23 protein-coding genes are annotated in these 24,721 nt (G+C 65.0%); 7 read left to right on the plus strand and 16 right to left on the minus strand.

Features of this window, described 5'->3' with window-relative positions:
* Positions 1-8 precede the first annotated feature (8 nt).
* Complete coding sequence (locus tag GGR44_RS03530) at positions 9-773, minus strand: SDR family NAD(P)-dependent oxidoreductase (RefSeq protein ID WP_183954029.1); 765 nt, start codon at positions 771-773, stop codon at positions 9-11.
* Between the two features lie 170 nt (positions 774-943).
* Between GGR44_RS03530 and GGR44_RS03535 the strand changes: the two genes are divergently transcribed.
* Genes GGR44_RS03535 through GGR44_RS03550 form a run of 4 tightly spaced genes read left to right on the plus strand, consistent with a single transcriptional unit; the run spans position 944 to position 5,421 of the window.
* A complete protein-coding gene (locus GGR44_RS03535) occupies positions 944-2,122 on the plus strand; it encodes an aromatic ring-hydroxylating oxygenase subunit alpha (RefSeq protein WP_183954030.1) in 1,179 nt (392 codons plus the stop codon).
* A 25-nt stretch (positions 2,123-2,147) separates the two neighbouring features.
* Positions 2,148-3,197: an NADP-dependent oxidoreductase gene (locus tag GGR44_RS03540; protein ID WP_183954031.1), complete on the plus strand. Its 1,050-nt coding sequence runs from the start codon at positions 2,148-2,150 to the stop codon at positions 3,195-3,197.
* Complete coding sequence (locus GGR44_RS03545; protein ID WP_183954032.1) at positions 3,194-4,372, plus strand: acyl-CoA dehydrogenase family protein; 1,179 nt, start codon at positions 3,194-3,196, stop codon at positions 4,370-4,372. The genes GGR44_RS03540 and GGR44_RS03545 overlap by 4 nt, the downstream gene beginning before the upstream one ends.
* On the plus strand, positions 4,369-5,421 hold the full coding sequence (locus GGR44_RS03550) for a phosphotransferase (protein ID WP_183954033.1): 1,053 nt from the start codon (positions 4,369-4,371) through the stop codon (positions 5,419-5,421). The genes GGR44_RS03545 and GGR44_RS03550 overlap by 4 nt, the downstream gene beginning before the upstream one ends.
* A 147-nt stretch (positions 5,422-5,568) precedes the next feature.
* Here GGR44_RS03550 and polA read toward each other — a convergent pair whose 3' ends face one another.
* The 3 genes from polA to GGR44_RS03565 all read right to left on the minus strand — a co-directional run bounded on the left by polA (position 5,569) and on the right by GGR44_RS03565 (position 10,148).
* Complete coding sequence (polA, locus tag GGR44_RS03555) at positions 5,569-8,355, minus strand: DNA polymerase I (RefSeq protein WP_183954034.1); 2,787 nt, start codon at positions 8,353-8,355, stop codon at positions 5,569-5,571.
* Positions 8,356-8,408: 53 nt separating this feature from the next.
* The gene (locus GGR44_RS03560; protein ID WP_183954035.1) at positions 8,409-8,906 is read right to left on the minus strand and encodes a hypothetical protein; all 498 of its coding nucleotides are present in this window, start codon (positions 8,904-8,906) and stop codon (positions 8,409-8,411) included.
* Positions 8,907-8,999: 93 nt separating this feature from the next.
* A complete protein-coding gene (locus GGR44_RS03565) occupies positions 9,000-10,148 on the minus strand; it encodes a serine hydrolase (RefSeq protein WP_183954036.1) in 1,149 nt (382 codons plus the stop codon).
* 164 nt (positions 10,149-10,312) lie between these two features.
* On the opposite strand from GGR44_RS03565, the gene GGR44_RS03570 reads away from it, so the two are divergent.
* Entirely contained in the window at positions 10,313-11,146 is an 834-nt protein-coding gene (locus tag GGR44_RS03570; protein ID WP_183954037.1) for an alpha/beta fold hydrolase, read from the plus strand.
* A 154-nt stretch (positions 11,147-11,300) separates the two neighbouring features.
* Here the strand turns inward: GGR44_RS03570 and nadB are convergent, their stop codons facing one another.
* The 5 genes from nadB to GGR44_RS03595 all read right to left on the minus strand — a co-directional run bounded on the left by nadB (position 11,301) and on the right by GGR44_RS03595 (position 16,659).
* Complete coding sequence (gene nadB, locus GGR44_RS03575; RefSeq protein WP_183954038.1) at positions 11,301-12,905, minus strand: L-aspartate oxidase; 1,605 nt, start codon at positions 12,903-12,905, stop codon at positions 11,301-11,303.
* A gap of 113 nt (positions 12,906-13,018) precedes the next feature.
* On the minus strand, positions 13,019-13,951 hold the full coding sequence (locus GGR44_RS03580; RefSeq protein ID WP_183954039.1) for an ABC transporter ATP-binding protein: 933 nt from the start codon (positions 13,949-13,951) through the stop codon (positions 13,019-13,021).
* Positions 13,952-14,003: 52 nt separating this feature from the next.
* On the minus strand, positions 14,004-15,080 hold the full coding sequence (locus GGR44_RS03585) for a M48 family metallopeptidase (protein ID WP_183954040.1): 1,077 nt from the start codon (positions 15,078-15,080) through the stop codon (positions 14,004-14,006).
* A 5-nt stretch (positions 15,081-15,085) separates the two neighbouring features.
* Entirely contained in the window at positions 15,086-16,168 is a 1,083-nt protein-coding gene (locus tag GGR44_RS03590) for a YjgN family protein (protein WP_183954041.1), read from the minus strand.
* Positions 16,169-16,227: 59 nt separating this feature from the next.
* The gene (locus GGR44_RS03595; RefSeq protein WP_183954042.1) at positions 16,228-16,659 is read right to left on the minus strand and encodes an ExbD/TolR family protein; all 432 of its coding nucleotides are present in this window, start codon (positions 16,657-16,659) and stop codon (positions 16,228-16,230) included.
* A gap of 169 nt (positions 16,660-16,828) precedes the next feature.
* Here GGR44_RS03595 and thrS point away from each other — a divergent pair, with 169 nt between their 5' ends.
* Both thrS and infC read left to right on the plus strand, forming a co-directional pair.
* Complete coding sequence (gene thrS, locus GGR44_RS03600) at positions 16,829-18,841, plus strand: threonine--tRNA ligase (RefSeq protein WP_183954043.1); 2,013 nt, start codon at positions 16,829-16,831, stop codon at positions 18,839-18,841.
* A gap of 130 nt (positions 18,842-18,971) precedes the next feature.
* Entirely contained in the window at positions 18,972-19,505 is a 534-nt protein-coding gene (infC, locus tag GGR44_RS03605) for a translation initiation factor IF-3 (RefSeq protein WP_183954044.1), read from the plus strand.
* A gap of 76 nt (positions 19,506-19,581) precedes the next feature.
* On the opposite strand, the gene GGR44_RS03610 is transcribed toward infC, so the two are convergent.
* From GGR44_RS03610 to gspI, 7 genes are read right to left on the minus strand one after another with little or no spacing between them, the layout of a single operon-like run.
* Positions 19,582-20,343, minus strand: a complete 762-nt coding sequence (locus GGR44_RS03610) for a prepilin peptidase (protein ID WP_183954045.1) — start codon at positions 20,341-20,343, stop codon at positions 19,582-19,584.
* Positions 20,340-21,062, minus strand: coding sequence for a type II secretion system protein N (gene gspN, locus GGR44_RS03615; protein ID WP_183954046.1), 723 nt, complete (start codon positions 21,060-21,062; stop codon positions 20,340-20,342). Before gspN ends, GGR44_RS03610 begins: the two co-directional genes overlap by 4 nt.
* The gene (gspM, locus tag GGR44_RS03620) at positions 21,059-21,532 is read right to left on the minus strand and encodes a type II secretion system protein GspM (protein ID WP_183954047.1); all 474 of its coding nucleotides are present in this window, start codon (positions 21,530-21,532) and stop codon (positions 21,059-21,061) included. The genes gspN and gspM overlap by 4 nt, the downstream gene beginning before the upstream one ends.
* The gene (gene gspL / locus GGR44_RS03625; RefSeq protein WP_425511291.1) at positions 21,529-22,647 is read right to left on the minus strand and encodes a type II secretion system protein GspL; all 1,119 of its coding nucleotides are present in this window, start codon (positions 22,645-22,647) and stop codon (positions 21,529-21,531) included. Before gspL ends, gspM begins: the two co-directional genes overlap by 4 nt.
* Positions 22,644-23,630, minus strand: a complete 987-nt coding sequence (gspK, locus tag GGR44_RS03630) for a type II secretion system minor pseudopilin GspK (protein ID WP_183954049.1) — start codon at positions 23,628-23,630, stop codon at positions 22,644-22,646. The genes gspL and gspK overlap by 4 nt, the downstream gene beginning before the upstream one ends.
* The gene (gene gspJ, locus GGR44_RS03635) at positions 23,623-24,387 is read right to left on the minus strand and encodes a type II secretion system minor pseudopilin GspJ (protein ID WP_343052289.1); all 765 of its coding nucleotides are present in this window, start codon (positions 24,385-24,387) and stop codon (positions 23,623-23,625) included. Before gspJ ends, gspK begins: the two co-directional genes overlap by 8 nt.
* The gene (gene gspI, locus GGR44_RS03640; RefSeq protein ID WP_221214276.1) at positions 24,384-24,710 is read right to left on the minus strand and encodes a type II secretion system minor pseudopilin GspI; all 327 of its coding nucleotides are present in this window, start codon (positions 24,708-24,710) and stop codon (positions 24,384-24,386) included. Before gspI ends, gspJ begins: the two co-directional genes overlap by 4 nt.
* Positions 24,711-24,721 lie beyond the last annotated feature (11 nt).

The following is a 24,721-nucleotide window of genomic DNA, read 5'->3' on the forward strand; positions in this document are numbered from 1 at the left end:
GCTGTCCGTCACTGCGCCACCATGCCGCCATCGACCACAAATTCAGCGCCCGTGATATAGCCCGCCGCGTCGGAGGCGAGGAAGGCGACCATGTTGCCGATGTCGCGGGGCTCGCCCATGCGGCGCATTGGCACGGCGGCGACGATCTGATCGAACACCTCCTTGTTATCGGCGATCGCCACCTTCTGCATGTCGGTCCAGATCATGCCGGGGTGGATGGTGTTGACGCGGATATTTTCAGCCGCCGTTTCCAGCGCGACGGACTTGCTGAACAGACGGACGCCGCCTTTCGAGGCGGCATAGGCGCCTGTGCCCGCCACGCCGACCAGCCCCGCCACCGACGACAGATTGATGATCGACCCGCCCTGCCCCTGCGCGCGCATCTGATCGACGGCCATTTTCGTGCCGAAAAACACGCTGTCGAGATTGACGGCGATCTGCTTGTGCCAATCGGCAGCCGTCATTTCGCTCATATGGCGCAGCACCGCGATGCCCGCATTATTCACCATGATGTCGAGTCGGCCAAAGCGGGCGAGTAGCGCATCGCGCACGGCGGCCCATTGCGCTTCGCTGGTCACATCCTGCGCCATGGCCTCGGCCTCATGCCCTGCCGCGCGCAGTTCAGCGGCGCGCGCCTCCACCGCTTCGCCATCAAGGTCCGTCAGGAACAGGCTCGCCCCTTGCGCAGCCAAGATGCTGGCGGCGGCAAAGCCCAGCCCGCCGGCAGACGCGGCCCCTGTCACCAACGCCACCTTGCCCGAAAGGTCGATCATCTCAGCCGCTCTCCTGCAAAATTTGTCGCCGCCAAGCTAGGCGCGGGACCGGTGCCGGCAACTAGCCATATTCACAGAAAAATCGCCGCACCTATGACTGTCCAGAGTTCCAAGCGCGACCCGGTGGCGATAGCCTGCCCCTGACAGATGAATAAGGCAGAGGTGCGTGCATGGGCTATCACGAGACGATCGGCGATGAAGCGGCGAAAATGCTGGCGTTCGTCGAAAGCGGCACAACCGACAGCGCATCTGCGCCGATGGAAGTGCCCGCCACCGCCTATACCGACACAGACTATTTCGAGCGGGAGATGGAGACCATTTTCCTGCGCCTGCCGTTGCTGGCCGCGCTGACCGCCGAAATGCCCGATCCGGGCGATTTCAAGGCGATGGAACTGATGGGCAAGCCGGTCCTGATCACCCGACGCACGGACGGTAGCGTGGCCGCGATGCTGAATGTCTGCACCCATCGCGGCATGATCCTTCAACCCGAAGGCCATGGGAACAAGAAGCGCTTTTCCTGCCCCTATCACGCCTGGACCTTCGCCAATGACGGCAATCTGATCGGCGTGTCGGAACCGGGCAAGTTCGGCCCGGTCTGCAAGGAGGAACGCAACCTTGCCACCCTGCCCTGCATCGAGGCCGGCGGCGTCATCTGGGTCAGCCTGACCCACGGCGCGGACATGGACATCGCCGCCCATCTGGGCGGGATGCTGGACGACCTGAACGAATATGATCTCGCCAACTGGCATTATTGCGGTTCGCGGCGGATTTACGGGGCCAACTGGAAAATCGCTTATGACGGCTATCTGGAAGGCTATCATTTCGCCGCTGCGCACCCGGAGACGATCCATCCGCGCAGTTTCTCCAATATCATGCACTTCACCGCCTTCGGGCCCCATATGCGGGTCGGCTACCCGCAGGTGACGATCAAGGAAAAGCTGGAGGCGCAGCCGCGCGAGCGTTGGGGCCATATTGAAAATAGCGGCTATGATTTCGTCCGCACCATCTTCCCCAATGTCTCGATCTTCTTCGCACCCGAAATTACCCAGGTCGCACAGCTCATCCCCGGCCCGACGCCGGACAGGAACACCACCAACCTGATGTTCATCCGCCGCACGCCGCCGCGCGATGCGGAGGATGCAGCAGGCATCGAAGGCATGATGGACTGGCTGGCCGATGTCGTCGACCGGGAAGATTATGGCGTTGGGCTGAAGGTGCAGCAGGGGCTGGCGTCGGGCGCGCTCAAATCGGTGCTTTTCGGCAAGAACGAGCGCGGCAACCAATATTTCCACAAATATGTGGACTGGTTCGTCGCGGGCGACACGGACGCCGAACCGCCCGTCCTCTGAGCCCCATTTTATCAGGATAAGTTTTATGAAAAACCGCCGTTTCGTGCTTGTTTCGCACCCTGTCGGCGTGCCGACGCCCGACAATTTCACCCTGGTCGAGGAAGATGTCAGGCCGCTGGCCGAAGGCGAGGTTCGCACACGCAACCTCATCTTCGCCATCGAACCGGCCATTCGCGGCCTGCTGGACGCGGGCGACGGCACCTATCTGCCCAGCGTGCCGCTGGGCGGCATGATCCCCACCATGGTGCTGGGCGAAGTCACCGAATCGCGCAATCCCGCCTTCAAGGTCGGCGACTATGCGCGCGGCTTCATCGGGTGGGAGGAACAGAGCATCATCCCCGCCGACAATTTCGCCATCGAAAATGTGAAGATCGACCCGACCGTGCCGCTGACCGCCTATATGGGCGCTCTCGGATGGTCGGGCATCACCGCCTATATCGGCCTCAAGCGCATTGGTGAGATGGCGGCGGGCGATACCGTCGTCATCAGCGCGGCGGCGGGAGCCGTGGGCAGCGTCGCTGGCCAGATCGCGCGCCTGTCGGGCTGCCGGGCGGTCGGTATCGCCAGCACCGACAAGATTGCCGAGGTTCTGGGCGACCTCGGCTATGCAGCGGCAGTCGACTACAAGAGCGCGACGGACCTGTCGGCCGCGATCCGCGAAGCCTGCGATGGCAAGGGCGCGGACGTCTATTTCGACAATGTCGGCGGCAAGATCCTCGACACCATGTTGCCGCTGATGGCCGATTTCGGCCGAGTCGTCGTCTGCGGCATGGTCGCCAATTATAATAGTCAGAGCGATCCCTACCCGATCCGCAACCTTTGGGAGGTTTTGGTTCATCGGCTCACATTGCGCGGCTTCCTGGCTTATGAGCATCAGGACATGCTGGAGGAATCCGAACATGCCTTGGCCGACTGGATCAAATCCGGCGCGCTCAAGGCAACCGAAAATGTCGCCACCGGCATCGAGTCGACCCCCGACGCCTTCATCCGCCTGTTGTCCGGCCAGACGCGCGGAAAGACGCTGGTCCGGCTGAACGATTCTGTTTCGACCCTGGGGGATATGAAGATCGCATGAGCGGCATTGGCATGGAAAAGGCGTTGGAAATCGCCGATCGGGTGGAAGCCTTCGTTCGCGAGGTCATCGTCCCCTATGAAAGGGATCCCCGCATCGAGGTGCACGGCCATGGTCCGTCGGAGGAACTGATCATGGAAATGCGCGACAAGGCGCGCGCCGCCGGGGTGATGACGCCCCATATCCTGCCCGATGGCAACCATTTGTCGCAGCGCGAAACGGCCGTCGTGCTGATCCGGTCGGGCCTCTCGCCGCTCGGCCCGCTGGCCTGCAACACCATGGCGCCTGACGAGGGCAATATGTATCTGCTGGGCAAAGTGGGCAGTCCGGAACAGAAACAACGCTTCCTGAAGCAACTGGTGTCGGGCGAGGCGCGGTCGGCCTTTTTCATGACCGAGCCGGCCAGCGATGGCGGCGCGGGTTCCGACCCGTCGATGATGCAGACGACCTGCCATCCCGACGGCAACCACTGGGTCATCAACGGGCGCAAGGCGTTCATTACCGGGGCGCAGGGCGCGAGGGTCGGCATCGTCATGGCGAAGTCGACCGAGGGGGCGTGCATGTTCCTGGTCGACCTGCCCAACCCGGCGATCCGCATCGAACGGGTGCTCGACACCATCGACAGTTCGATGCCCGGCGGCCACGCCGTCGTTGCCATCGACAATCTGCGCGTTCCCGCCGACCAGATGCTGGGCGCCAGCGGCGAAGGCTTTCAATATGCGCAGGTGCGCCTTTCCCCCGCCCGCCTGTCGCACTGTATGCGCTGGCTGGGGGGGGCGATCCGGTCGCAGGAAATCGCCACCGCCTATGCCTGCAAACGCCACGCATTTGGCAAGCCGCTGGTTGACCATGAAGGGGTCGGCTTCATGCTCGCTGAAAACCTGATCGACATTCGCCAGGCCGAATTGATGATCGACTGGTGCGCGGGCGTGCTGGACACCGGATCGCTGGGCACGGCCGAAAGCTCCATGGCGAAGGTCGCCGTGTCCGAAGCGCTGATGCGGATCGCCGACAAATGCGTACAGGTGATGGGCGGCACCGGCGTCAGCGGCGACACGATCGTCGAACAGATATTCCGCGAAGTCCGCGCCTTCCGCATCTATGACGGCCCGACCGAAGTCCACAAATGGTCGATGGCCAAGAAGATCAAGCGCGATTTCGCAAAGGCCAATCCATGACCATCGGCGCTCAGGACGCCAACAGCGGCGCCACCCCGGTGCGCGAAGGCTATGCGCTTGATGAAGCCGCGCTGACCGGCTGGATGCAGGCGCATGTCCCCGGCTTTGCCGGGCCGCTGGCGATCGACCAGTTCAAGGGCGGCCAGTCCAACCCCACCTATCGCCTGCGTTCGCCCACCGCATCCTATGTGCTGCGCCGAAAGCCGCCCGGGCCGATCCTGAAGGGCGCTCATGCCATCGAGCGCGAGGTGCAGGTGATCACCGCGCTGGAGGAGGTGGGCTTCCCCGTCCCTCATATTTACGGGTTGTGCGAGGATGAAAGCGTCATTGGCACCGCATTCTATGTGATGAACATGGTCGAAGGACGGGTGATCTGGGACGCGACCTTTCCCGATGTGTCGCGCACCGCGCGCGCCGCCCAATTCGACGCGATGAATGCGACCATGGCGCAACTGCACAGCGTCGACACTGCGCCGCTGGAGGGTTTTGGCAAGCCGGGCAATTATTTCGCCCGGCAGATCAGCCGCTGGTCACGCCAATATGTCGAGGATGAAGCGGCGGGGCGCGATCCGGATATGGACTGGCTGGTGGACTGGCTGGCCGCCCATATCCCGGCGGGCGATGAGAGCAGCGTCGTCCATGGCGATTTCCGCTGCGACAACATGATATTCCACCCCAGCGAGCCGCGCGTTCTGGCGGTGCTCGACTGGGAATTGTCGACGCTGGGCCACCCGCTCGCTGATTTCAGCTATCATGCGATGATGTACCGGATGCCGCCGGACATCGTCGCGGGACTGGCAGGGGCAGACCTGGCCGCGCTCGGCATTCCGTCGGAGGAAGACTATATCGCCGCCTATTGCGCGCGCACCGGGCGGGCGGGCATCGCCAACTGGCCCTTCTTCATGGCGTTCAACTTCTTCCGCCTCGCCGCCATTTTTCACGGCATCAAGGGCCGCGTGATCCGGGGGACGGCATCCTCCGCAAACGCCCGCGAACGCGCCGAAAACTTCCCGCGCCTCGCCCGCATCGCGCGCAGCAGCGTCGATTGAGGCCCGGCCGGGCGCGTCATCCGGTCCGGCAGCCTTCCGCCATCGGGGCCATGCGCTTGGAGCCGTCAAGCCGGATGACTTCGCTGTCAGCATCGGCCTGCGGATGACGGATTGCGCCCACTGCGCCGATCTGTCGTTACAAACCGATCAGTGCGCCGCGCCCCAGCTTGGCCCATGGCCGATTTCCACGCCCAGCGGCACCGACAGCTTCACAAGGGGTTCAGCCGCCCCTTCCATCACCCGCCGGATGACGGCGCTCGCCGCCGCCACATCAGCTTCGGGCAGTTCGAACACCAGTTCGTCATGGACCTGGAGCAGCATCTTCACCTCTCCCAGCCCCTCGGCCGCCAGCGCAGGTTCCATGCGGGCCATGGCGCGCTTGATGATGTCGGCGCTGGTGCCTTGGATGGGCGCGTTGATGGCGGCGCGCTCGGCCCCCTGCCGCTCGTGCTGGACCGGCGCCTTGATACGGGGGAACCATGTCTTGCGGCCAAACAGCGTCTCTGTGTACCCGCGCTCCCGCGCCTTTTCGAGCGTCTCGTTGATATAGACGCTGATGCCGGGAAAACGCTCATAATAACGGGATATCATGTCCTGCGCCTCTTCCGGCGGGATTTCGAGCCGGGCGGCCAGACCCCAGCGCGAAATGCCGTAAAGGATGGCGAAGTTGATCGTCTTGGCCCGGCCGCGCGTGTCGCGGTTGACCTCTCCGAACAGCTGCTGGGCGGTGGCGGCGTGAATATCCTCCCCCTTGGCGAAGGCGTCCTTCAGCGCCGGGACATCGGCCATATGGGCGGCAAGCCGCAATTCGATCTGGCTATAATCCGCCGCCAGGATGACATTGCCCGGTTCAGCGACAAAGGCATGGCGGATCTGGCGACCGATTTCGGTGCGGATCGGGATATTCTGAAGGTTCGGGTCGGTGGAGGACAGCCGCCCGGTCTGCGCGCCGGTCAGCGAATAGCTGGTGTGGACACGGCCGGTATCGGCGTTGATCTGCGCCTGAAGCGCGTCGGTATAGGTGGATTTGAGCTTCGACAATTGCCGCCAGTCGAGGATCTTGCCCGCAATCTCCGCCCCTTGCGCCTTCAACTGCTCCAGCACGGTGACATCGGTGGAATAGGCGCCGGACTTGCCCTTCTTGCCCCCCTTATACCCCATTTTGTCGAACAGGATCGCCCCCAGTTGCTGGGTCGATCCGATGGCGAAGGGCTGGCCCGCCAGTTCATGGATTTCGCCCTCCAGCGCGGCGATCCCGGCGGTGAATTCGGCCGACAGGCGCGACAGGGCTTCGCGGTCGACCTTGATCCCGCGCTGTTCCATCCCCGCCACGACCGACACCAGCGGCCGGTCGACAAGCTGATAGACGCGGCTCGCCCCTTCATTGGCGACGCGGGTGCGGAACAGGGTCCACAGGCGCAGCGTGACGTCGGCGTCCTCGGCGGCATAGGCGGTCGCCTTGTCCAGCGGCACTTCGGCAAAGCTGATCTGGCTCTTGCCAGTCCCCACGACATCCTTGAAGGCGATGCACTCATGGTTCAGGTGCGCGCGCGCCGCCTCGTCCATGCCATGGCCCGACAACGACTGCCCGGCGTCAAGGTTGAAGCTCATCACCATCGTGTCGTCATAGGGGGCGACGTCGATGCCGTGACGGCGCAGGACGATCAGGTCATATTTGATATTCTGCCCGACCTTCAGGACCGCGTCGTCCTCCAGCAGGGGCTTCAATTTCGCCAGCACCAGCGCGCGGTCAAGCTGTTGCGGCCGCTCCGCGAACATGTCCCGCCCGCCATGGCCGACGGGGATGTAACAGGCGCGGTTCGGCCCGGTGGACAGGCACAGGCCAACCAGTTCGCAGGATATGGCGTCCAGCCGGTCCGTTTCCGTATCGACGGCGACCACGCCCAGCGCGGTCGCCTCCGCGATCCAGCGGTCAAGCGCGATTTCATCCACCACCGTTTCATATTGGCTGCGGTCGATGGGCGGGGCGGCGTCCTGCACCGGCGGGGGGGGCGGCGCCATGTCCGACACGACCGCCGATGCCGCCGCGACCGCGACAGCGGCGGCGGGCGCGCCCAGCCGCGCCAGCAGCGACTTGAAACCGTGGTGGTCCAGGAACTGTTGCAGCGGCTCGGGCGGAATGCCCTTCAGCGTCAGGTCGTCGAGCGGTTCGGGCAGGTCCATCGCATCGTGCAACGCCACCAGCCGCCGCGACAGCCGCGCCATGTCGGCATGGGCGATCAGGCTTTCCTGCATCTTCGATTTCTTCATCGTCGGCGCGGCCTCCAGCGCCGCCTCCAGCGATCCATATTCGGTAATCAGCTTCGCCGCCGTTTTCGGCCCGATGCCCGGAATGCCCGGCACATTGTCGACGCTGTCGCCCATCAGCGCCAGCACGTCGCCCAGTTGTTCGGGCGACACGCCGAACTTGCCCATCACATAGTCCGCGCCGCGCCGTTCGTTGCGCATCGTGTCGTACATGTCGACGCCCGGTTGGATGAGCTGCATCAGATCCTTGTCGGAACTGACGATCGTCACCTTCCAACCCTGCGCCACGGCGGCCTTCGTATAGCTGGCGATGATATCGTCGGCCTCAAAACCCGCCTCCTCGATACAGGGTAGCGAAAAGGCGCGGGTGGCGTCGCGGATCATCGGAAACTGGGGGACCAGATCTTCCGGCGCAGGCGGGCGATTCGCCTTATACTGGTCGTACATGTCGTTGCGGAAGGTGTGCGACCCCTTGTCCAGCACCACGGCCAGATGAGTAGGCCCCTCAGCCTTGCCCAACTCCTCCGCCAGCTTCCAGAGCATGGTGGTATAGCCATAAACCGCGCCGACAGGCTGGCCATGTTTGTTGGTGAGCGGCGGCAACTGGTGATAGGCGCGAAAGATGTAGCCGCTGCCGTCGACCAGGTAGAGATGATTCTGGGTCATGCGGACGGGATAGCCGCGATTGGCCAAGCCCTCCAGCCCGCATGCCAATCAATCTATTTCGCGGCCTTGGCGATTTCCTCCAACTGCTTGGCCTTGGCTTCCTCTTTGGTCGCCTGGGCGACGGCGATCTCCTTCATGTAAAAGAATACCTCCTTGAACAGGCCCCTGACCTGATCGGGCGTGAGGTTGCCCATCGCCTGCTGCTCGCAAATACGAAAAAGCGCCTCGCGCGCCAGCAGCACGACATTGTCGCGTCCCGCCAGCGCCAAGGCCGTTGACGCCGCCGAAGCATCGACGCCATTGGCTTCAACCCCGCCCGCGCTGATGTCAGCCTTCAGGCCAGTGGACAGCGACAGCGCCACATCCGGCGCCGGCTCCGCGCAACTTGTGACCTTGCCGGTCGCATCAGTGGCGACCCACGCCCCGCGCCGGGAGGAATCATGGCTGACCAGATAGCGGGCATTGGGCTCCAGCTTCCGGACCGACGTCGGCGGATAGAAATTGGTGCAGCCGCCCAGAATGACGGCAATGATGCAGATGGCGTAACGCATGGTATCGACCTCCCTGTCTGCCCGACAAATATCGCAGGCAAGGGAACGGTCATCATCGAGACGACTCCGTAACGGATAAAAGCCGGCCGCCGCCTAACGCGCGCTATGGCTGGCCGCCACCGCCCGCGCCACCGACTGCATCAATGCCCAGCGCGACGGGATGGGCAGCGTCGTGCTGCCGATCATCACCGCCACGGCATAGCTGACGCCATCAGGCGCGGTCATGATGCCGATGTCGTTATAGCCGGTGGAGCGCGGCGGCAGATCCTGCCCCGTGCCAGTCTTGTGCAGATAGGACCAGCCCGGCGGCACCCCGCCCTTGATCCGTTGCGGACCAGTCTTGGCCTGCTCCATGATCGACAGCAGCAGGCGGGTTGAGGCGGGCGAGAGCATGTCCCCCTGCTTGAGCTTCACCAGCGCCTGCACGATCGAATTGGGCGCAGCGCCGTCCGGCGGGTTGGCCAGATAATTATCGAGCGCCTTCACCCGCACCGCCATGGGAAGTTTCGAGCGCGCGGCATAGAAATTGCGGCCGATGGAATAGTCCTGCCGCCAGTCCAGCCCCGCCGTCGCCGATTGCAGCAACCGCTCGCCCGGCCCGAAACGAATGTCGCGGATGAAACGGCGCGCTAGGAAACCACGCACCGCTTCCGGCCCGCCCGCCGCGCGCAGCAGCGCGTCATTGGCGGTATTGTCGCTCTGCGTCATCGCCCGGCGCAGCAGATCGAGATAGGTGGTGGTCCAGCCATTGGCGCCGACATTGGCGGCGCTGGGCTGGTGAAACAGCGTCAGGTCCGACCGGGTGATGGTGGTCGAACCATTGAGGTCGAGCTTGCCCCGGTCGACCGCATCGAGGAAGGTCATTGCCACCCACAGTTTCGACACGCTCTGTTGGGGGTAGAGCGCCGTGCCACCATGGGCGACGGTCCAGTCCGCGCCGACCCGGCGAACCGCTATGCCCACCTTGCCGTTGAACGACGCGCCCAGCGACCGGATGGCGGCCACCAACGATGCCGGTGGCGTTTCGGCCATGTCGATGGATTGATAGGGCAGGCCCGGCGTGGTCGGCGGCAACGGCCGGGCCGGCGCAGCGGCGACCGGAGGCGGCGCGGGCCTTGGCGCGGTCGCGCGCGGCGGCTCTGGCGCGCTGACGCAGGACGACAGCGCCAGCGCCAATAAGATCAATCGGCCAGCATCGCTGACCGTCAGGGACGTCAAGCGCCCACCCCGATGGCTACCCATTTTATTCACCCGCTCTTGTGCGACTATTGGGCCAGCGCGGCGGCGTTGCGCGCAAGCCCTCTTGCGACGAATGATTCCCTATCTGCGATGTAAGGAGGCTGAACGGCACCGCGCCTGTCAAACGATCATGGACGGTTAAGTTCACTTGCGGCAGAGCGGCGGGCATGAATATCGACCGCCGCACACTGATCGCCGGAATCGCGCTGGCGGCCACACCCTGGGTCGCCCGGGGAGCGCCGCCCTTTGCATCCCGCCGGATCGCGGTTTCGGTGCGCGGGCGCGGGCCGGACGTGGTGCTGATCCCCGGCCTCGCCAGCGGGCCAGGCGTTTGGAACGCGATGGTCGCCGCCCTGCCCGACTATCGCCTGCACCTGGTCCATATCGCCGGATTTGCTCGCCTGCCCGGCGATCTCAACCGCACCGGGCCAGTGCTCGCGCCGGTCAGGGATGAAATCGCCCGCTGCATTGCGACACTCGGATCGCGGCGTCCGGCGGTGATCGGTCATTCCATGGGCGGGACGCTGGCGATGATGATCGGCCTGCGCGGCCTGGCCAGCCGGGTGATGGTGATCGACATGCTGCCCGCCGGGGCCGGGATGCTGGGCGGAACGGCGAACGGCTTGGGCTTTCTGGCCGATCAACTGGGTCAATATTTCACCGGCACGCGCGCCGGTCGGCGTTATCTGGCGGACATCGTTTCGCGAGCGCCGGGCGCGCAGGGCAGCGAGCCGGACGTCATCGCCAATGCGCTGCGCGATCTGGCGCAGGTCGATCTGGCCCCCTCGCTCGCGCGCCTGAATGTGCCGCTGGAGGTGCTCTATGCGGTGGGCGGCGACCGCGCGCAGGCGGCGGAAATCAGCAGGCGCTTCCGGGCCGCCTATGCTGGCAAGCGCGACGCGCACCTGCGCGCCATCGGCCCCAGCGGTCACATCATCATGGCCGACCAGCCGGCCCGTTGCGCCGCGGCGATGCGGTCGTTCCTCTCGGGCAGGGCATAAAAGCCTTCGCATCCGCACCCATATTTGACCGCGATCAAGGGAATCGCGCCGCCATTTGCTAAATCAGGGGTCCCGATGATGTGCTTGCAGCGCATCTCTCCTCCTCCTCCGGCGCGGTCCCACTTTGGGCACCGCGCCACTTTTTTGGCGGATTTCAAGGGTAGAGAACGGTATCGAGCGCCTGCGGCAGCATATCAGGATAATCCAGCGTATAGTGCAGCCCCCGGCTTTCCTTGCGGTGCAGCGCCGACCGCACGACCAGCCGCGCCACTTCCAGCAGGTTGCGCAGTTCGATCAGGTCGGGCGTCACCCGGAAATTGCCGTAATATTCATCCACCTCCTGCGCCAGAAGGGCGACGCGGTGCTGCGCCCGCTCCAGCCGCTTCGTGGTGCGGACGATGCCGACATAGTCCCACATGAAGCGACGGATTTCCTTCCAGTTGTGCTGGACGATGACCTCCTCGTCGCCGTTGGTGACGCGGCTTTCGTCCCACGCTCGGATCGGTGGCGGGGCGGGCAGCTCGTCCCAATGGGCGCGGATATGCCTGGCCGCCGCCTCGCCAAAGACGAAACATTCCAGCAGCGAGTTGGACGCAAGGCGATTGGCCCCGTGCAGGCCGCTCTCCGTCACTTCGCCCGCGGCATAAAGCCCCGGCAGGTCGGTGCGGCCATGAAGGTCGATGATCACCCCGCCACAGGTATAATGCTGCGCCGGAACGATCGGGATCGGCTCCTTCGTGATGTCGATGTCCAGGTCCAGCAGACGGGCATAGATGGTCGGGAAGTGATGCTTCACGAATTCCGGATCTTTGTGACTGATGTCCAGATGGACATAATCGAGGCCCAGCCGCTTGATTTCATGATCTATGGCGCGCGCCACCACGTCGCGCGGCGCCAGTTCCGCGCGGGGGTCAAAGCGCGGCATGAAACGCTCGCCCGCGCCCGGCACACCGGGGGGCAGCTTCAGGTGCCCGCCCTCGCCCCGGACCGCTTCGGTAATCAGGAAATTCTTGACCTCAAGATTGTAGAGGCAGGTCGGATGAAACTGGTTCATTTCCATGTTGGACACGCGACACCCCGCGCGCCACGCCATGGCGATGCCGTCGCCGGTCGCCCCGCGCGGCGCGGTGGAAAACAGGTAGGTGCGCCCCGCCCCGCCGGTGCACAATATCGTCGCCTTGCCCAGCAGCGCGTCGACATGGCCGCTCGCCTTGTTGAAGGCATAGACTCCCCAGACATGGCCGTCGCCCGAATAGGTTTCGCCATGGCGGGATGTGATGAGGTCGATGGCGACCATGTCCTCCATCAGGGTGATGTTGGGATTGGCCCGCGCCGCCTTCACCAGCGCTCGCTGCACCGCCGCCCCGGTGGCGTCATCGACATGGACGATGCGGCGATGGCTGTGCCCGCCCTCGCGCGTCAGGTGCCAGCGTTCGCCAAAATCCTCACCCTCGTTGAACGGCACGCCAAGCGTCGCCAGCCGCTCGATCGCGGCCGGCGCTTCAGACACGACGAACTCGACGGTGCTACGGTCGTTGAGCCCCGCGCCCGCGATCATCGTGTCCTCTACATGCGCCTCGAAACTGTCACCCGCGTCGAGTACGGCGGCAATGCCGCCCTGCGCCCAGTTGGTCGACCCCCCGTCGAGCGCTCCCTTGGCCAGCACCACGACCTTGCGGTCCTGCGCCAGATTGATGGCGGCGGTCAGACCGGCCGCGCCAGACCCGATGATGACGACGTCGTGGGTGGTGATGGGCATCTTCGTCCTGAATTATCTTCTTGTCATGACATGCAGGCCGCATGGCCCAGCCACCCATTTGAAAGGAAACGGGCTACCGGGCAAGGGGCGCGCGGACCCGACCGGCCAAACCGTCAGGCATCCGCCGTCAGGTGGAGGAACACATCCTCCAGATCCGGGTCGCGCGTCACCACATCGACTATGGCCAGACCGCTGGCCTGAACCGCGGCCAGAACCTGCCCGGCATTGGCCCGGTCCTTCAGGTAGGTAATGGTCAGCGTACGCTCGTCCACCCGTTCCACCTTCTCGAAACAGGGTGCCTCGGGCGCTGTCGCGATGTCGCGGTCGACCGTCACCTGCACGACCTTCTCCTGCGCCATCGAGAGCAATTCGCGCGTCGTCTTGTCGGCGATCACCCTGCCATGGTTGATGATGCCGATGCGGTCGCACAATTGCTGCGCTTCTTCCAGATAATGGGTGGTCAGCACGATGGTGACGCCCATGGCGTTGAGTTCGCGCACATAGGCCCACAATTGCTGACGCAATTGCACATCGACCCCGGCGGTCGGCTCGTCGAGCACCAGAATCGGCGGCGAATGCACCATCGCCTTCGCCACCAGCAGCCGCCGTTTCATGCCCCCCGACAGGGTGCGGGCATAGGCGTTGGCCTTGTCCTGCAGATGGACGGCGCGCAGCAATTCCATCGACCGCCGCCTGTCCCTCGGCACGCCATAATAGCCTGCCTGGTTCTCCAGCGTTTCCAGCGGCGTGAAGAAGGGATCGAAAACGATTTCCTGCGGCACGATGCCGATGCTGTTCTTGGCGTTGCGGGGATTGGCGTCGATGTCGAAGCCCCAAATGCGCGCGCTGCCCGATGTCTTGTTGACCAGACCCGCAAGGATATTGATCGTCGTCGACTTGCCTGCGCCATTGGGGCCGAGCAGCCCGTAAATCTGCCCGCGCGGAATGGAGAGCGAGATGGAATCGAGCGCCTTCTTGCCGCCCTTGTAGACCTTGGTCAGGTCGCGAATCTCGATGGCGGCGGCGGGCTGAGCGGAATCGGTCATGGTCGCGTCTTAATCTGGGGAAGCGGACAGGCCAAGGGAAGGGCGTGCGCGGCTATTTTTGTCGGCCCCACGGGTCGGCGACATCGGGATCGCTGGCGCACATGGCGAGCAGCGCCTTCCACTGAACGGTGTCGAGCGCGGGCGCATATTGCGCATTCTTGTCCACCGCCCCGGCGAACCGCGCGCGCCGATCGGCAGACAGGGGGTGGGACGAAAGCCAGGTCATGGCGCGGGCCGCATCATCGTCGCCCTCGACATGGCCCAGCCGCTCGAAAAAGCCGGCGGTCGCCGCCGGGGAGACATGGGCGGCGCGCATTTGCTCGATGGCCACGCCATCGGCGGCGTCTTCCGCCTCCCGCCCATAGCTGAGCGCCAATGCGCCGTTCAGATACCCTCCGGCATCGCCGCTGAAACCGCCGAGCACGACGCTCAGCCCCAGTTGCCGGATCAGGCCGGCCAGCGTGTCACGATGGCGGACATGGCCCAATTCATGGCCCAGCACCCCGGCCACCTCGTCGGGCGACTGGGCCTGTTGCAGCAGCCCGTCGAACAATATGATCCGCCCGCCCGGCAAGGTGATGGCGTTGATCAACGGGATATTGGTGACGACAACCTCGCGCGCTTCGCCCTTCGGGTCGATTTTCGCGACCATCTGCGCCAGCGCCGCCTCTCCTGCCCCGCCATGGCACACGCGCCCGCCCAGATCGCCGACCATGGCGTCGCCCATGCTGTTTTCCCAGCTTTGCGGGACGAGCGGCGCCAGCCAGGCCGGCGATTGCAGGACGCCATAAACGACGACCGCCGCCGCCAATGCGAAGGCGCCCGCCGCTGGCCACAGGCCGAATCGGTCGATCCAGCGGCCATAGCGTTCGCCACCGGGCAGGCGCGCGGCAATGTCCGGCGGCGCGTCCCCCGAAAAGCCCAGCCGCCAGCCGGGAATCTGGCGATGGCCATAGGCGCTCCGGCCTGCTTCCCTGCCTATGAAGAGAAGGTCCGACCATGATATTCGCTGGCCCGTCCAGTCATTTTCAACGTCTTCCAGACGAAAGCCATGGGCATCGGCGCGCAGCTTGACAATGCGCCGCGTCGCCGTTTCCCCGTCGTAATGCCACAGTTGAAACTGGGACATGAAGGTCAGAAAGCCCCTACGTCAAAGGCATCCAGCAGTCCCTCGCCATGACGCGACGCCTTGGTCTGCGACTGCCCCAATTGGTCGAGGTTGATTTCACCCGACGCGCCCAGATGCGTGATGAAGAATTTCCAATGCCGATAATCCAGAAATATTGCGCCGATCCCCAGGGTAAGCACAACCAAGGCGATGTCGCCGAAAAAGAGCGCCAGCCAGTCATCGGTGCTGGCCTCGAAGGAAAACTGCAGCCCGCCCCAGTGGAGGTTGCTGATCGCTTCGCGAAGAAAAGCCGCATAATAGGCCAGCGCGATGAGGCCCAGAAGCACATACACGCCAACGAAAATCACCAGAAAGGCGATGATCCGCAAAACGGGCGGAAAATTGGACATCACCCGAACGCCGCCGCCAAGCTCGCTTCCGAACGTCCCAGCCGTAGCAATCGCGAGCAGCACGAACAGCAAAGGGGCCAGGTAAAAGAGCAGGAACCGGCCCATAAGCGGGCGCGCCCGTCCACTGGCCACCAGCGTCTCCGATCCGAAGCTCATCCGGTTCATCCGGCGATTCCACAGGGACATCATCGACCAGGGAATGAGCAGGCCCATCGGCGCATAGGCGATCATGGTCCGCCACATATATTGGACGCCAAAGCCGAAGCCGCTATCGTCGCTGCCCCCCCGGATGCCGCGCCACCATGTGCGGGCGAGCCGATAGCGCAGAGCGCGAAAACGGGCCACGCCTGTAAAGTAAAAGATGGTGAAGAAGGCCGCCAGCGTCAGCGCCGCCGCCAATTCCTCCCGTCCCTGAAGGATCAGCGCCTGCGCACCGAATTGCAGGAACAGGAACGGCAAGCCGATCAACACGATCACCATGAGAAAGCCGACAAAAAGCTCCTTGCCCGTTCCCGTCCATTCCAGATGATCGTCTATAAAACGGCTGTTGGCCCAAAGATAGCGACGCGACCGGGCAGTCCCCCAGAAACGGTAAATACCAAGAGTGACAATCGTCAGCAGCAGGTTGGTAAAGGCTATTGGCGCATAATCCCGCCAACGACCTTCAAACGCAAAGCTGGCCTGCGCATCTTCTTCCATCCCGGTGCCCCCGACTATGCCCCGAGCGCACCAGACAACGACGGACGCAGCAGGTCAAGTCAGAAGCTGCTATATCGTTCATTTCCGACGAAACCCAGGTTGGTAACGCCCACGCGGCGGATGTCCGCCAGTATCTCATCGACCATTACATAACGGGCGTCGGCGCTGGGTTCGAACTGCAGTTCCGGTTCGGTGGGCAGCGCCAGCGACCGCGCGAGATATTGGCGCAACATCATCCGGTCGATGGCGGCGCCGTTCCAGCGGATCTGCCCCGCGCCATCCACGGTCAGGCGATTACGCACCGGATCGGGCATGGGCGCTGTCGGGTCGGCGGCCTCGCCCGGCAGGTCAATCCCCACGCTGTGCGTCTGGAGAGGAATGGTGATGATGAACATGATGAGCAGCACCAGCATCACGTCGATCAGCGGCGTCGTGTTCATGTCGCCCATCGGCTGCGCATCGGCTTCGGGACGGGACAGGGAAATGGCCATCGCTTCACCCTCCTAAATTTAATGTTATAACATAATAAAAATGCCTCATTTGCTGGCCCGGCGCAAGCGGCCTTCTATTGACAGGCCGGACCGCCCATTTAAGGGGAAGGCGCGGCTTTTCCGGGGCCGCGTCCCTATCGCTTTGCCAAGGAAATTCCTCGTGTCCGCCATGATCAAGATCACCCTGCCCGACGGTAACGTGCGCGAAGTCGCGCCCGGCACCACCCCGGCGGACATCGCGGCGGCGATCGGACCGGGCTTGGCCAAGGCGGCGATTGCCGCGCGCGTGGATGGCGAGCTGCGCGACCTCATGCTGCCGCTGGAGGCCGACGCCCATCTGGCGCTGGTGACTGCGAAGGATGAAGCCGATGCGCTGGAGCTGGCGCGCCATGATTTCGCTCATGTCCTGGCCGAAGCGGTGCAGGCGCTGTTCCCCGGCACGCAGATCACCTTTGGCCCGTCGACCGACGACGGTTTCTATTATGACGTGATGGCTCCGGCGTCGCGCGCGCCCTTCTCGATGGAGGATCTGCCCGCGATCGAGGAGAAGATGCGTGAGATCATCCGCGCCGACAAGCCGCTGATTCGCGAAGTCTGGATGCGGGAAGACCTGATTTCCCGTTGGGAATCTCTTGGAGAGACGTTCAAGGCCGAATGGGCCAAGGAACTTCCCGAGTTTGAGGACCTGACCGTCTATTGGTCCGGCGATCCGAACGGACCCAATGGCGATACGGCATGGATGGACATGTGCCGGGGGCCGCATCTGGCCTCGACCGGCAAGCTCGATCCGGCGGCGTTCAAGCTGATGCGCGTCGCGGGTGCCTATTGGCGCGGCGACCAGAAGAATGCGCAGCTGACGCGCATCTACGGCACCGGCTGGCTCAACAAGAAGCAGCTCGACGCGCATCTCCACAGGCTGGAGGAAGCGGCCAAGCGCGACCACCGCAAGATCGGCCAGGAAATGGACCTGTTCCACCTCCAGCAGGAGGCGCACGGGTCGGTTTTCTGGCACCCAAGGGGATACCTCATCTGGCGCGAGTTGGAAGCCTATATGCGTCGCGCCATCGACGCCGCCGGATACCGCGAGGTCAAGACGCCGCAGGTGATGGACGCGCGCCAGTGGGAGCAGTCAGGCCACTGGGGCAAATATCGCGAAAACATGTTCGTCATCCCCGACGAAGCGCCCAATGTCGCGGATGAGGGCCCATTGGTGTCGGACGATGCCGAATGGATGGCCCTCAAGCCGATGAACTGCCCCGCGCACGTCCTGATCTTCCGCCAGGGGATCAAGAGCTATCGCGACCTGCCCTTGCGCTTCTACGAAAATGGCTGCTGCCACCGCAACGAGCCGCATGGCGCGCTGCACGGCCTGATGCGCGTGCGCCAGTTCACGCAGGACGACGCACACATCTTCTGCCGCGAGGACCAGATCGTCGAGGAAGTCCGCGCCTTCTGCGCGCTGGCCGACCGCATTTACAAGGATTTTGGCTTCACCTATTCGATTAAGCTGGCGCTGCGCCCCGAAAAACGGTTCGGCAGCGACGAGATGTGGGACAAGGCGGAAAATGAACTGCGCGACGCGGTGGCGGCGGCGGGGCTCAACACGCCCGAATATGGCTGGGAGGAACTGCCCGGCGAAGGCGCCTTCTACGCGCCCAAACTGGAATGGCACCTGACCGACGCCATCGGCCGCACCTGGCAGGTCGGCACCATCCAATCGGACCGGGTGCTCCCCGAACGGCTCGACGCCAGCTATATCGGCGAGGATGGCGAACGCCACCGCCCGGTCATGCTCCACCGCGCGATCTTCGGCAGCTATGAACGGTTCATCGGCATATTGATCGAACATTATGCGGGCAAATTCCCGTTCTGGCTGGCGCCGGTGCAGGCGGTGGTCGCGACCATCGTGTCCGACGCGGACGACTATGCGGGCGAGGTCGTCGAGAAGCTGCGCGCAGCGGGCATCCGCGCCGAACTCGACGTGCGCAACGAGAAGATCAACTACAAGGTGCGCGAGCACAGCGTCGCCAAGGTGCCCAACCTTCTCGTCGTCGGCCGACGCGAGGCGGAGGAAGGCACCGTCGCCCTGCGCGTGCTGGGCAAGGAGGGCCAGACCATGCTTTCCCTCGACGACGTCATTTCGCGCCTTGCAAATGAGGCGCTGCCGCCCGATATGCGCTGAGGCGACAAGGCCACAAGGGTCCGTGATTCCGCACAGGCGGCAGCACGGGCCCCTTTGCGCTTTGCGCAAAAGCCGCTAAGAGCCATCCGTTTTTGAAACGACCACAGGAGAAGCCGCTATACGTCCCCCGATGATGCGCCGCCCGCTGGCGCCGCCGCCGAAATCCGGTCCCCGTTATAATGAGTTCATCACCGTGCCCAAGGTGCGCGTGATTGACGATGAAGGCGAAAATCTGGGCGTGATGTATACGCAGGAGGCGATCGAGCGCGCCTATGAGATCGGGCTGGACCTGGTTGAAGTGTCGCCCACCGCCGATCCGCCGGTCTGCAAGTTCCTGGACATCGGCAAGTACAAGTACGAAGCCCAGAAAAAGGCGAATATCGCCCGCAAGACCCAGAAGACGCAGGAGCTCAAAGAGATCAAGATGCGTCCGAACATCGACGATCATGATTATGATACGAAGATGAAGAAGGTCCATGATTTCATCGGCGAAGGCGACAAGGTGAAGATCACCCTGCGCTTCCGCGGCCGCGAACTCAGCCACCAGCAGCTTGGCATGGCCCTGTTGCAGCGCGTCGCGGAAAATGTGGCGGAGATCGCCAAGGTCGAAGCCTATCCCCGCATGGAAGGTCGCCAAATGCTGATGGTGCTCGCCCCGAAATAAGGGCCACGCTTCGGACAGGATGATGACGGGTGGTGGTCGGGTGCGGCCGCCGCCCGTTTCGATTCGGGCATGACGGTCAGAAGGCGTCGGGGCGCAGCGCAATCTCGAACGCCCAGGCGGGTAGCGCCGCCAGCGCCATGCAGGTGCCCAGCGGCACCTGTGTCGTGGCTGTCACGGATCGCCCGGCCAGCCGCGCGCCAAGCGCCATGATCAGCCCGATCAGCGCAGCGATAAGCAGCAGGAACGGCAGCGCCTGCCACCCCAGCCAGGCTCCCAATGCCCCCAACAGTTTGGCATCGCCCAGCCCCAGCCCCTCACGCCCGCGCAACAGGCGATAACCGGTCGAAATCGCCAGCAGCGCGCCATAACCCGCGACCGCACCGATCACCCGGTCGGCCAGCATGGCGTCGGTGCTCCAAAAGCCGATGGTAAGGCCCAGAAAAACCAGCGGCAGCGTCACCGCGTCCGGCAGCCAGAAATGCCGCCAGTCGAACACCGACAGCGTCAGCAGCAGCCAGCCCAGCAAGGCCCAGCCCACGCCGCCCAGGCCGGGCATCCACCCGAACGCCAGCGCACCGATCGCTGCGCAGGCCCATTCCATCCGGCCGTGGATCGGGTCGATCCGCGCGCCGCATGTCCGGCACCGTCCGCGAAAGGCGAGCGCGCTGACAATCGGGACCAGATCGGACAGCCCCAGTGTGCGCCCGCAGCCATCGCAGGCGGATCGTCCGCGAGCAACGCCCCGCCCCTGCGGCCAGCGCAGGATGATCGTCGACAGGAAACTGCCGGCGACGGCGCCCAGAACCGCGCCCGCCAGCGCGGGCAGGATGGCGGTCACAGCGATCCCGCGATGCTCAGCAATTGCGCCCCGCCCACGCTTCGGAAACCTGCCGCGCCCAGCGCCGCCGCCAACGCGGCGTCGCCCGTCTGCACCCGCATTTCGGCGGTGTAGCGGCCATTCTCCGCAAATCGCAGGGTCAATGTCTCCATCGCCGACTGGCTGACCAGCGGAATGAGCAACGCCTCGCCATCACAGCGCAACGCGCCCGACAGGCCCTGCGACAGGTTCAGCCCCTCGATCCGGCCAGTGACGCTGGCATGAACATTGCCCTCTGCACTGATACACCGCCCCCCGGAAAAGCGGGCGCTGACCTTATCCATGCGCAGGCTGCCGATGGGCAACGGCGCCAGCGCCGATCCCAGCGGAACCGCGCCGGTAACATCGTCGATGCCGATCCCTCCGACCCCCGTGCCGATGCCGCCGCTGACGTCGTCGGGCAGGCCCTTGGCGCGCACCATGTCGATCCCCAGCCGCCCCTTGAACAGATGCAGCGGCGACAGCCCGACCCGCACCGTCCCCAGCGGCACATCGCCGATCATCAGCGAATCGATCCGCCCGCTCCACATCGTCCCGCGCACGTCGCGCGCGCTTGTCCCCAGCCGCTCCAGCCCGGCCATGCCCAGCGCCAGCCGCAGGGGTAAAAGCAGGACCAGCGCAAAGAACAACACCAGCAACAGGCCAAGCCATGCCCGGCGCGAAAGCGTAAGGCCCATCATCGCGCCAGCACCGCCTGCACCGCGACGCTGCCTGCCGTCGGCGCGGGCCGTGCGCTCAATGTCTCGACACGAATGCCCTGCGCCTCCAGCCCGGCCAGCCAGCCGAACAGCGCCACCGGCCGGACCGACGCCATGGCGATGTCCATCCGGTCCGCCCCCTGCGCGTCCGCCCGTTCCAGCGTCAGCCCGGCTTCAGCGGCGCTCTGCCCGACCAGTTGGTCCATCGGCGTGCCGTCGCGCGCCGGGGCGGATGCGGGCAATTGCTTGAGCATCTTCACCTTGGCGCGGATCGCCGCATTGGCGTCGGCCGCCGCCAGCATCGCCGCGCGCGAATTGGTCCATGCCCGTTCCACCGGCCGCGCAATGCCCAGCCACAGAATGACCAGCGCCAGCAGGGCGAACATCACGCCCAGCATCCATTGTTCGCGCGGCGACCGTGCAGCCCAGGCGGCTTTGAAACTGTCCATCATGCCTTCACCGTAATATCGGCCAGAGTGCGCCCGCCCGGATCCTGCGAGGATGTGGCGGTGATCGTGAAACCGGCCGATTGCAGCGCCACCAGCACGATATTGATGTCCTGCGCCCGCGCGGCGGCCAAGGTGACGCGCAGCAACCCGTCGGGGTCGCGCGACAGCGCCGTCACCGCCACGCCCGGCGCGCCCTGCATGGCGTTTATCAGGCCCGACAACGGCGCGGAGAAGGTGCTGCCCCCCGCCCCGCGCACCGCCAGCCGCGCCTCGATCTCCGCCTGGGCGGCGATCAGGTCGGTCGCCTGCGGCAGCACCTGCTGCGCCAGCGCCAGACTGTCGCGATCGAGCCGCGCGGCTTCCATGCGATAGCGGGCTATGCCGATCAGCGCGATCAGCAGGCTGGCGAGCAGAATCAGGCCGGTCCACAACGCCATGCGCCTGAGCGCGCGATTGTCGATAGTGCGCTGACGCTGCTTCGCAAATTCGCTTGAGCGCAGGTTGATCGGCGGCGCGGCGAGCGCTGCGACCATGGCGTCCTCGACGATGGCGTCGGATATATCGCGCACCAGAGCATCGGCGGGCAGCAACAGCGCCGCCATGTCACCCGGCGCCGCCATGTCGGTTCCGCGCAAGACCGCCGCGCCCGCCACCATGCCGCGCGTGAAGCCCGTTTCGGGCTCAGGCAGAAAAAGTGGCGCGGGCACGATCAGGTCCGGGTCGAGCCCATGCTGCGCGCACCAAGCCAGCCAATGGACCATGTCGGCCCGCGTGAGGGAAGCAACGACATGCGGCCTCGCCGGGTCGTTATTGCCATTATCGACAGCGAACAATCGCTCGGCCGGAACGATGGCGTCGCTCACCGCCGCGAGCCGCGCCGCCGCCCGGCCCTGCCGCGCGGCCAGATCCGGGTAGACGATGAAATGCAGCGGCGTCAGCGCGGCGGGCGGCGTCAGCATCACCACACAGCCTTCGGGCAAAGCGGCAAGGCCACAGGCCGACAGCCAGTTCGTCCCCTCGCCCGACTGCACCACCGCGTCGCCCACAACCCGCATCCAGCGCGGCTGGCCGTCCGCCGCCTCGGGCAGCGCGACAACAAATCCTTCGCGCACCATCACGCCCCTTCACTCCGACCCAGACGCACGATCCGAGCGGGCTGTTCCTGCGCGTCGATCAACGCCCGTTCCTGCACTCTTACTCCCCCGACATCGACATCGACGTCGACATGAAACCATCTGGTGGTCAACTTCACCTGTGATTGCACCTCGGCCAGCGGGGTCATCCCCGACACCGCGGGCAAGGCCCAGAATGTCACCGTGCTGCCATAGCCATCCTCCGGCCGCCGCGCCAGCAATTGGCGGGCCTGATCGACCGAAAGCTGACCGGGCAGGAGCATCGCGAACAGCACCGCCTGCCCGGGGAGCAGCGTGTTGACGTTGATCGGCGACATTTGCGTGTCGGGCAGGGCGCAGACCCATGGCAAGATGCGCGCGACGATGGCGGGCGTCACCCCGGCGACGGCGCGCAATTCGCTGGCGTCCACCATCATCCGGTTGGCCGTGCGATAGGGTGCTGGCGCCCGCGCATAGGTTTCATCCTCCGCGCCGCCGGGCTGCGGCGCGCTGTCGCTGTCGATCCAGTCGGCGGTTGCGGCGGCGATGCGCTGCGCCTCGCGCGGGTCGATGCCCACCAGTTGCATCAGCGCCTGAAACTGGGTGACGGCCACGGGATGGACCTTCAGGCTCGCTTCGCTCTGGCCCGAAACCAGGCTGTTGAGGTTGAAGCAATTGCCCCCATCCGTCACCCGCGCGGTGGCCGTGCCGCCCGGCACGGGCAGGCTCTGCGGCGCGCCCAGCCAGCCGCCCCGCAAGGTCGTCTTGCCCGGTGACGCGCTGACAAGATCGCCAATCCGCAGCCGCGCCATCTCCGCGCCTGCAGCGGCATAGGCGCGGGCCTGATCGACGCTGGCGCCATTGCCCGTCATGCGCGTCGCGAGCGCCAGATGCTGGAGTGCGGTGGAGGCGACGACCGCCATCACCGCGACCAGCAGCAGCACCGTCAGCAACGCCGCGCCGCGTTCATGGGCGGAAGGGTCAGCCATCAGCCCCCTCCACCGCCAGCTTTTCCTGCGGCCCCGGCCCGACCAGGAAGCGCAGCGTCACGGCCGGTTCGCCCGTGCGGGTCACCACCATTTCCACCGCGCGCGGCAACAGGTCGGGCTGCGTCGGTGTCCATTCATCGCGCCAATCGCCGCGCGCATCGCGAAAACGCAGCGTCACTTCGTCGACTCGGTCAAGCAGCGTCGCGGGATCGCCGCCCGCCGCGCCATCGACCTGGGCATAGGTGCGCCGCTCCAGCCGCCCCTGCCGCACCCAATATTCGACCTTCTGCAAGGATGGGCGCGGCGCATCGGCCAGATTGTCCCACCCGTCGCGCACAAATTGCATCCGGGGCAGTTCCTCGCCGCCATCATGCGCCCAGAATGCAGGGGCCAGCGTCCCCGCCTCTGTCCGGCTGATTCGCGGCGCGGCGAGCATCAGATCGGCGCCCATCGCCCCGGCTGTGCGCTGAATGCTGGCCAGATCGTCGAGACGCGCCTTGATCTGGGCCTGCGCCGACACGCCATTGCCCAGCAACATCACGCCGGCCCCGGCCAGCATGGCGAAGATGGTCAGCGCGACCAGCAATTCGATCAGCGTGAAGCCGTGTTCGGCGGAACGCCCCAAAGACGTGAAGCCGTGCTCGGCGGAACGCCCCAAAGACGTGAAGCCGTGCTCGGCGGAACGCCCCAAAGACGTGAAGCCGTGTTCGGCGGAACGCGCCGCTACGGCGGGACGACAGGCGGACGCGGCCATCACTCCACCACCCGCACAAAGCTCAGCATGGCTGGCGATGCGCCCGGCCCGCCATCGACCACCACGTCGACCTGCAACAGCCGCTGGTCGTCCGTCGCCTTCACATCCCGATGCCAGCGCCATTGCCGCCCGCCATTGTCAGTGGTCCCGACGCTCTTGCCGATGGCGGGCGGGCGCGGGTCGGTCTGCCATTCGACCATCAGGTTGCGGGCGACGATCTGCGCCATGGTCCGGCTGTCGAGATCGGCGGCGGTATGCAGGGCGACCGCCTGCAAACGCACCAGCGCCAGCGCCGCCAGGCTGAACACCGCCAGCGCGACAAGCATTTCGAGAAGGG

Origin of the sequence: Sphingobium fontiphilum (genome assembly GCF_014196635.1) — a bacterium.
Taxonomy (GTDB): Bacteria; Pseudomonadota; Alphaproteobacteria; order Sphingomonadales; family Sphingomonadaceae; genus Sphingobium; species Sphingobium fontiphilum.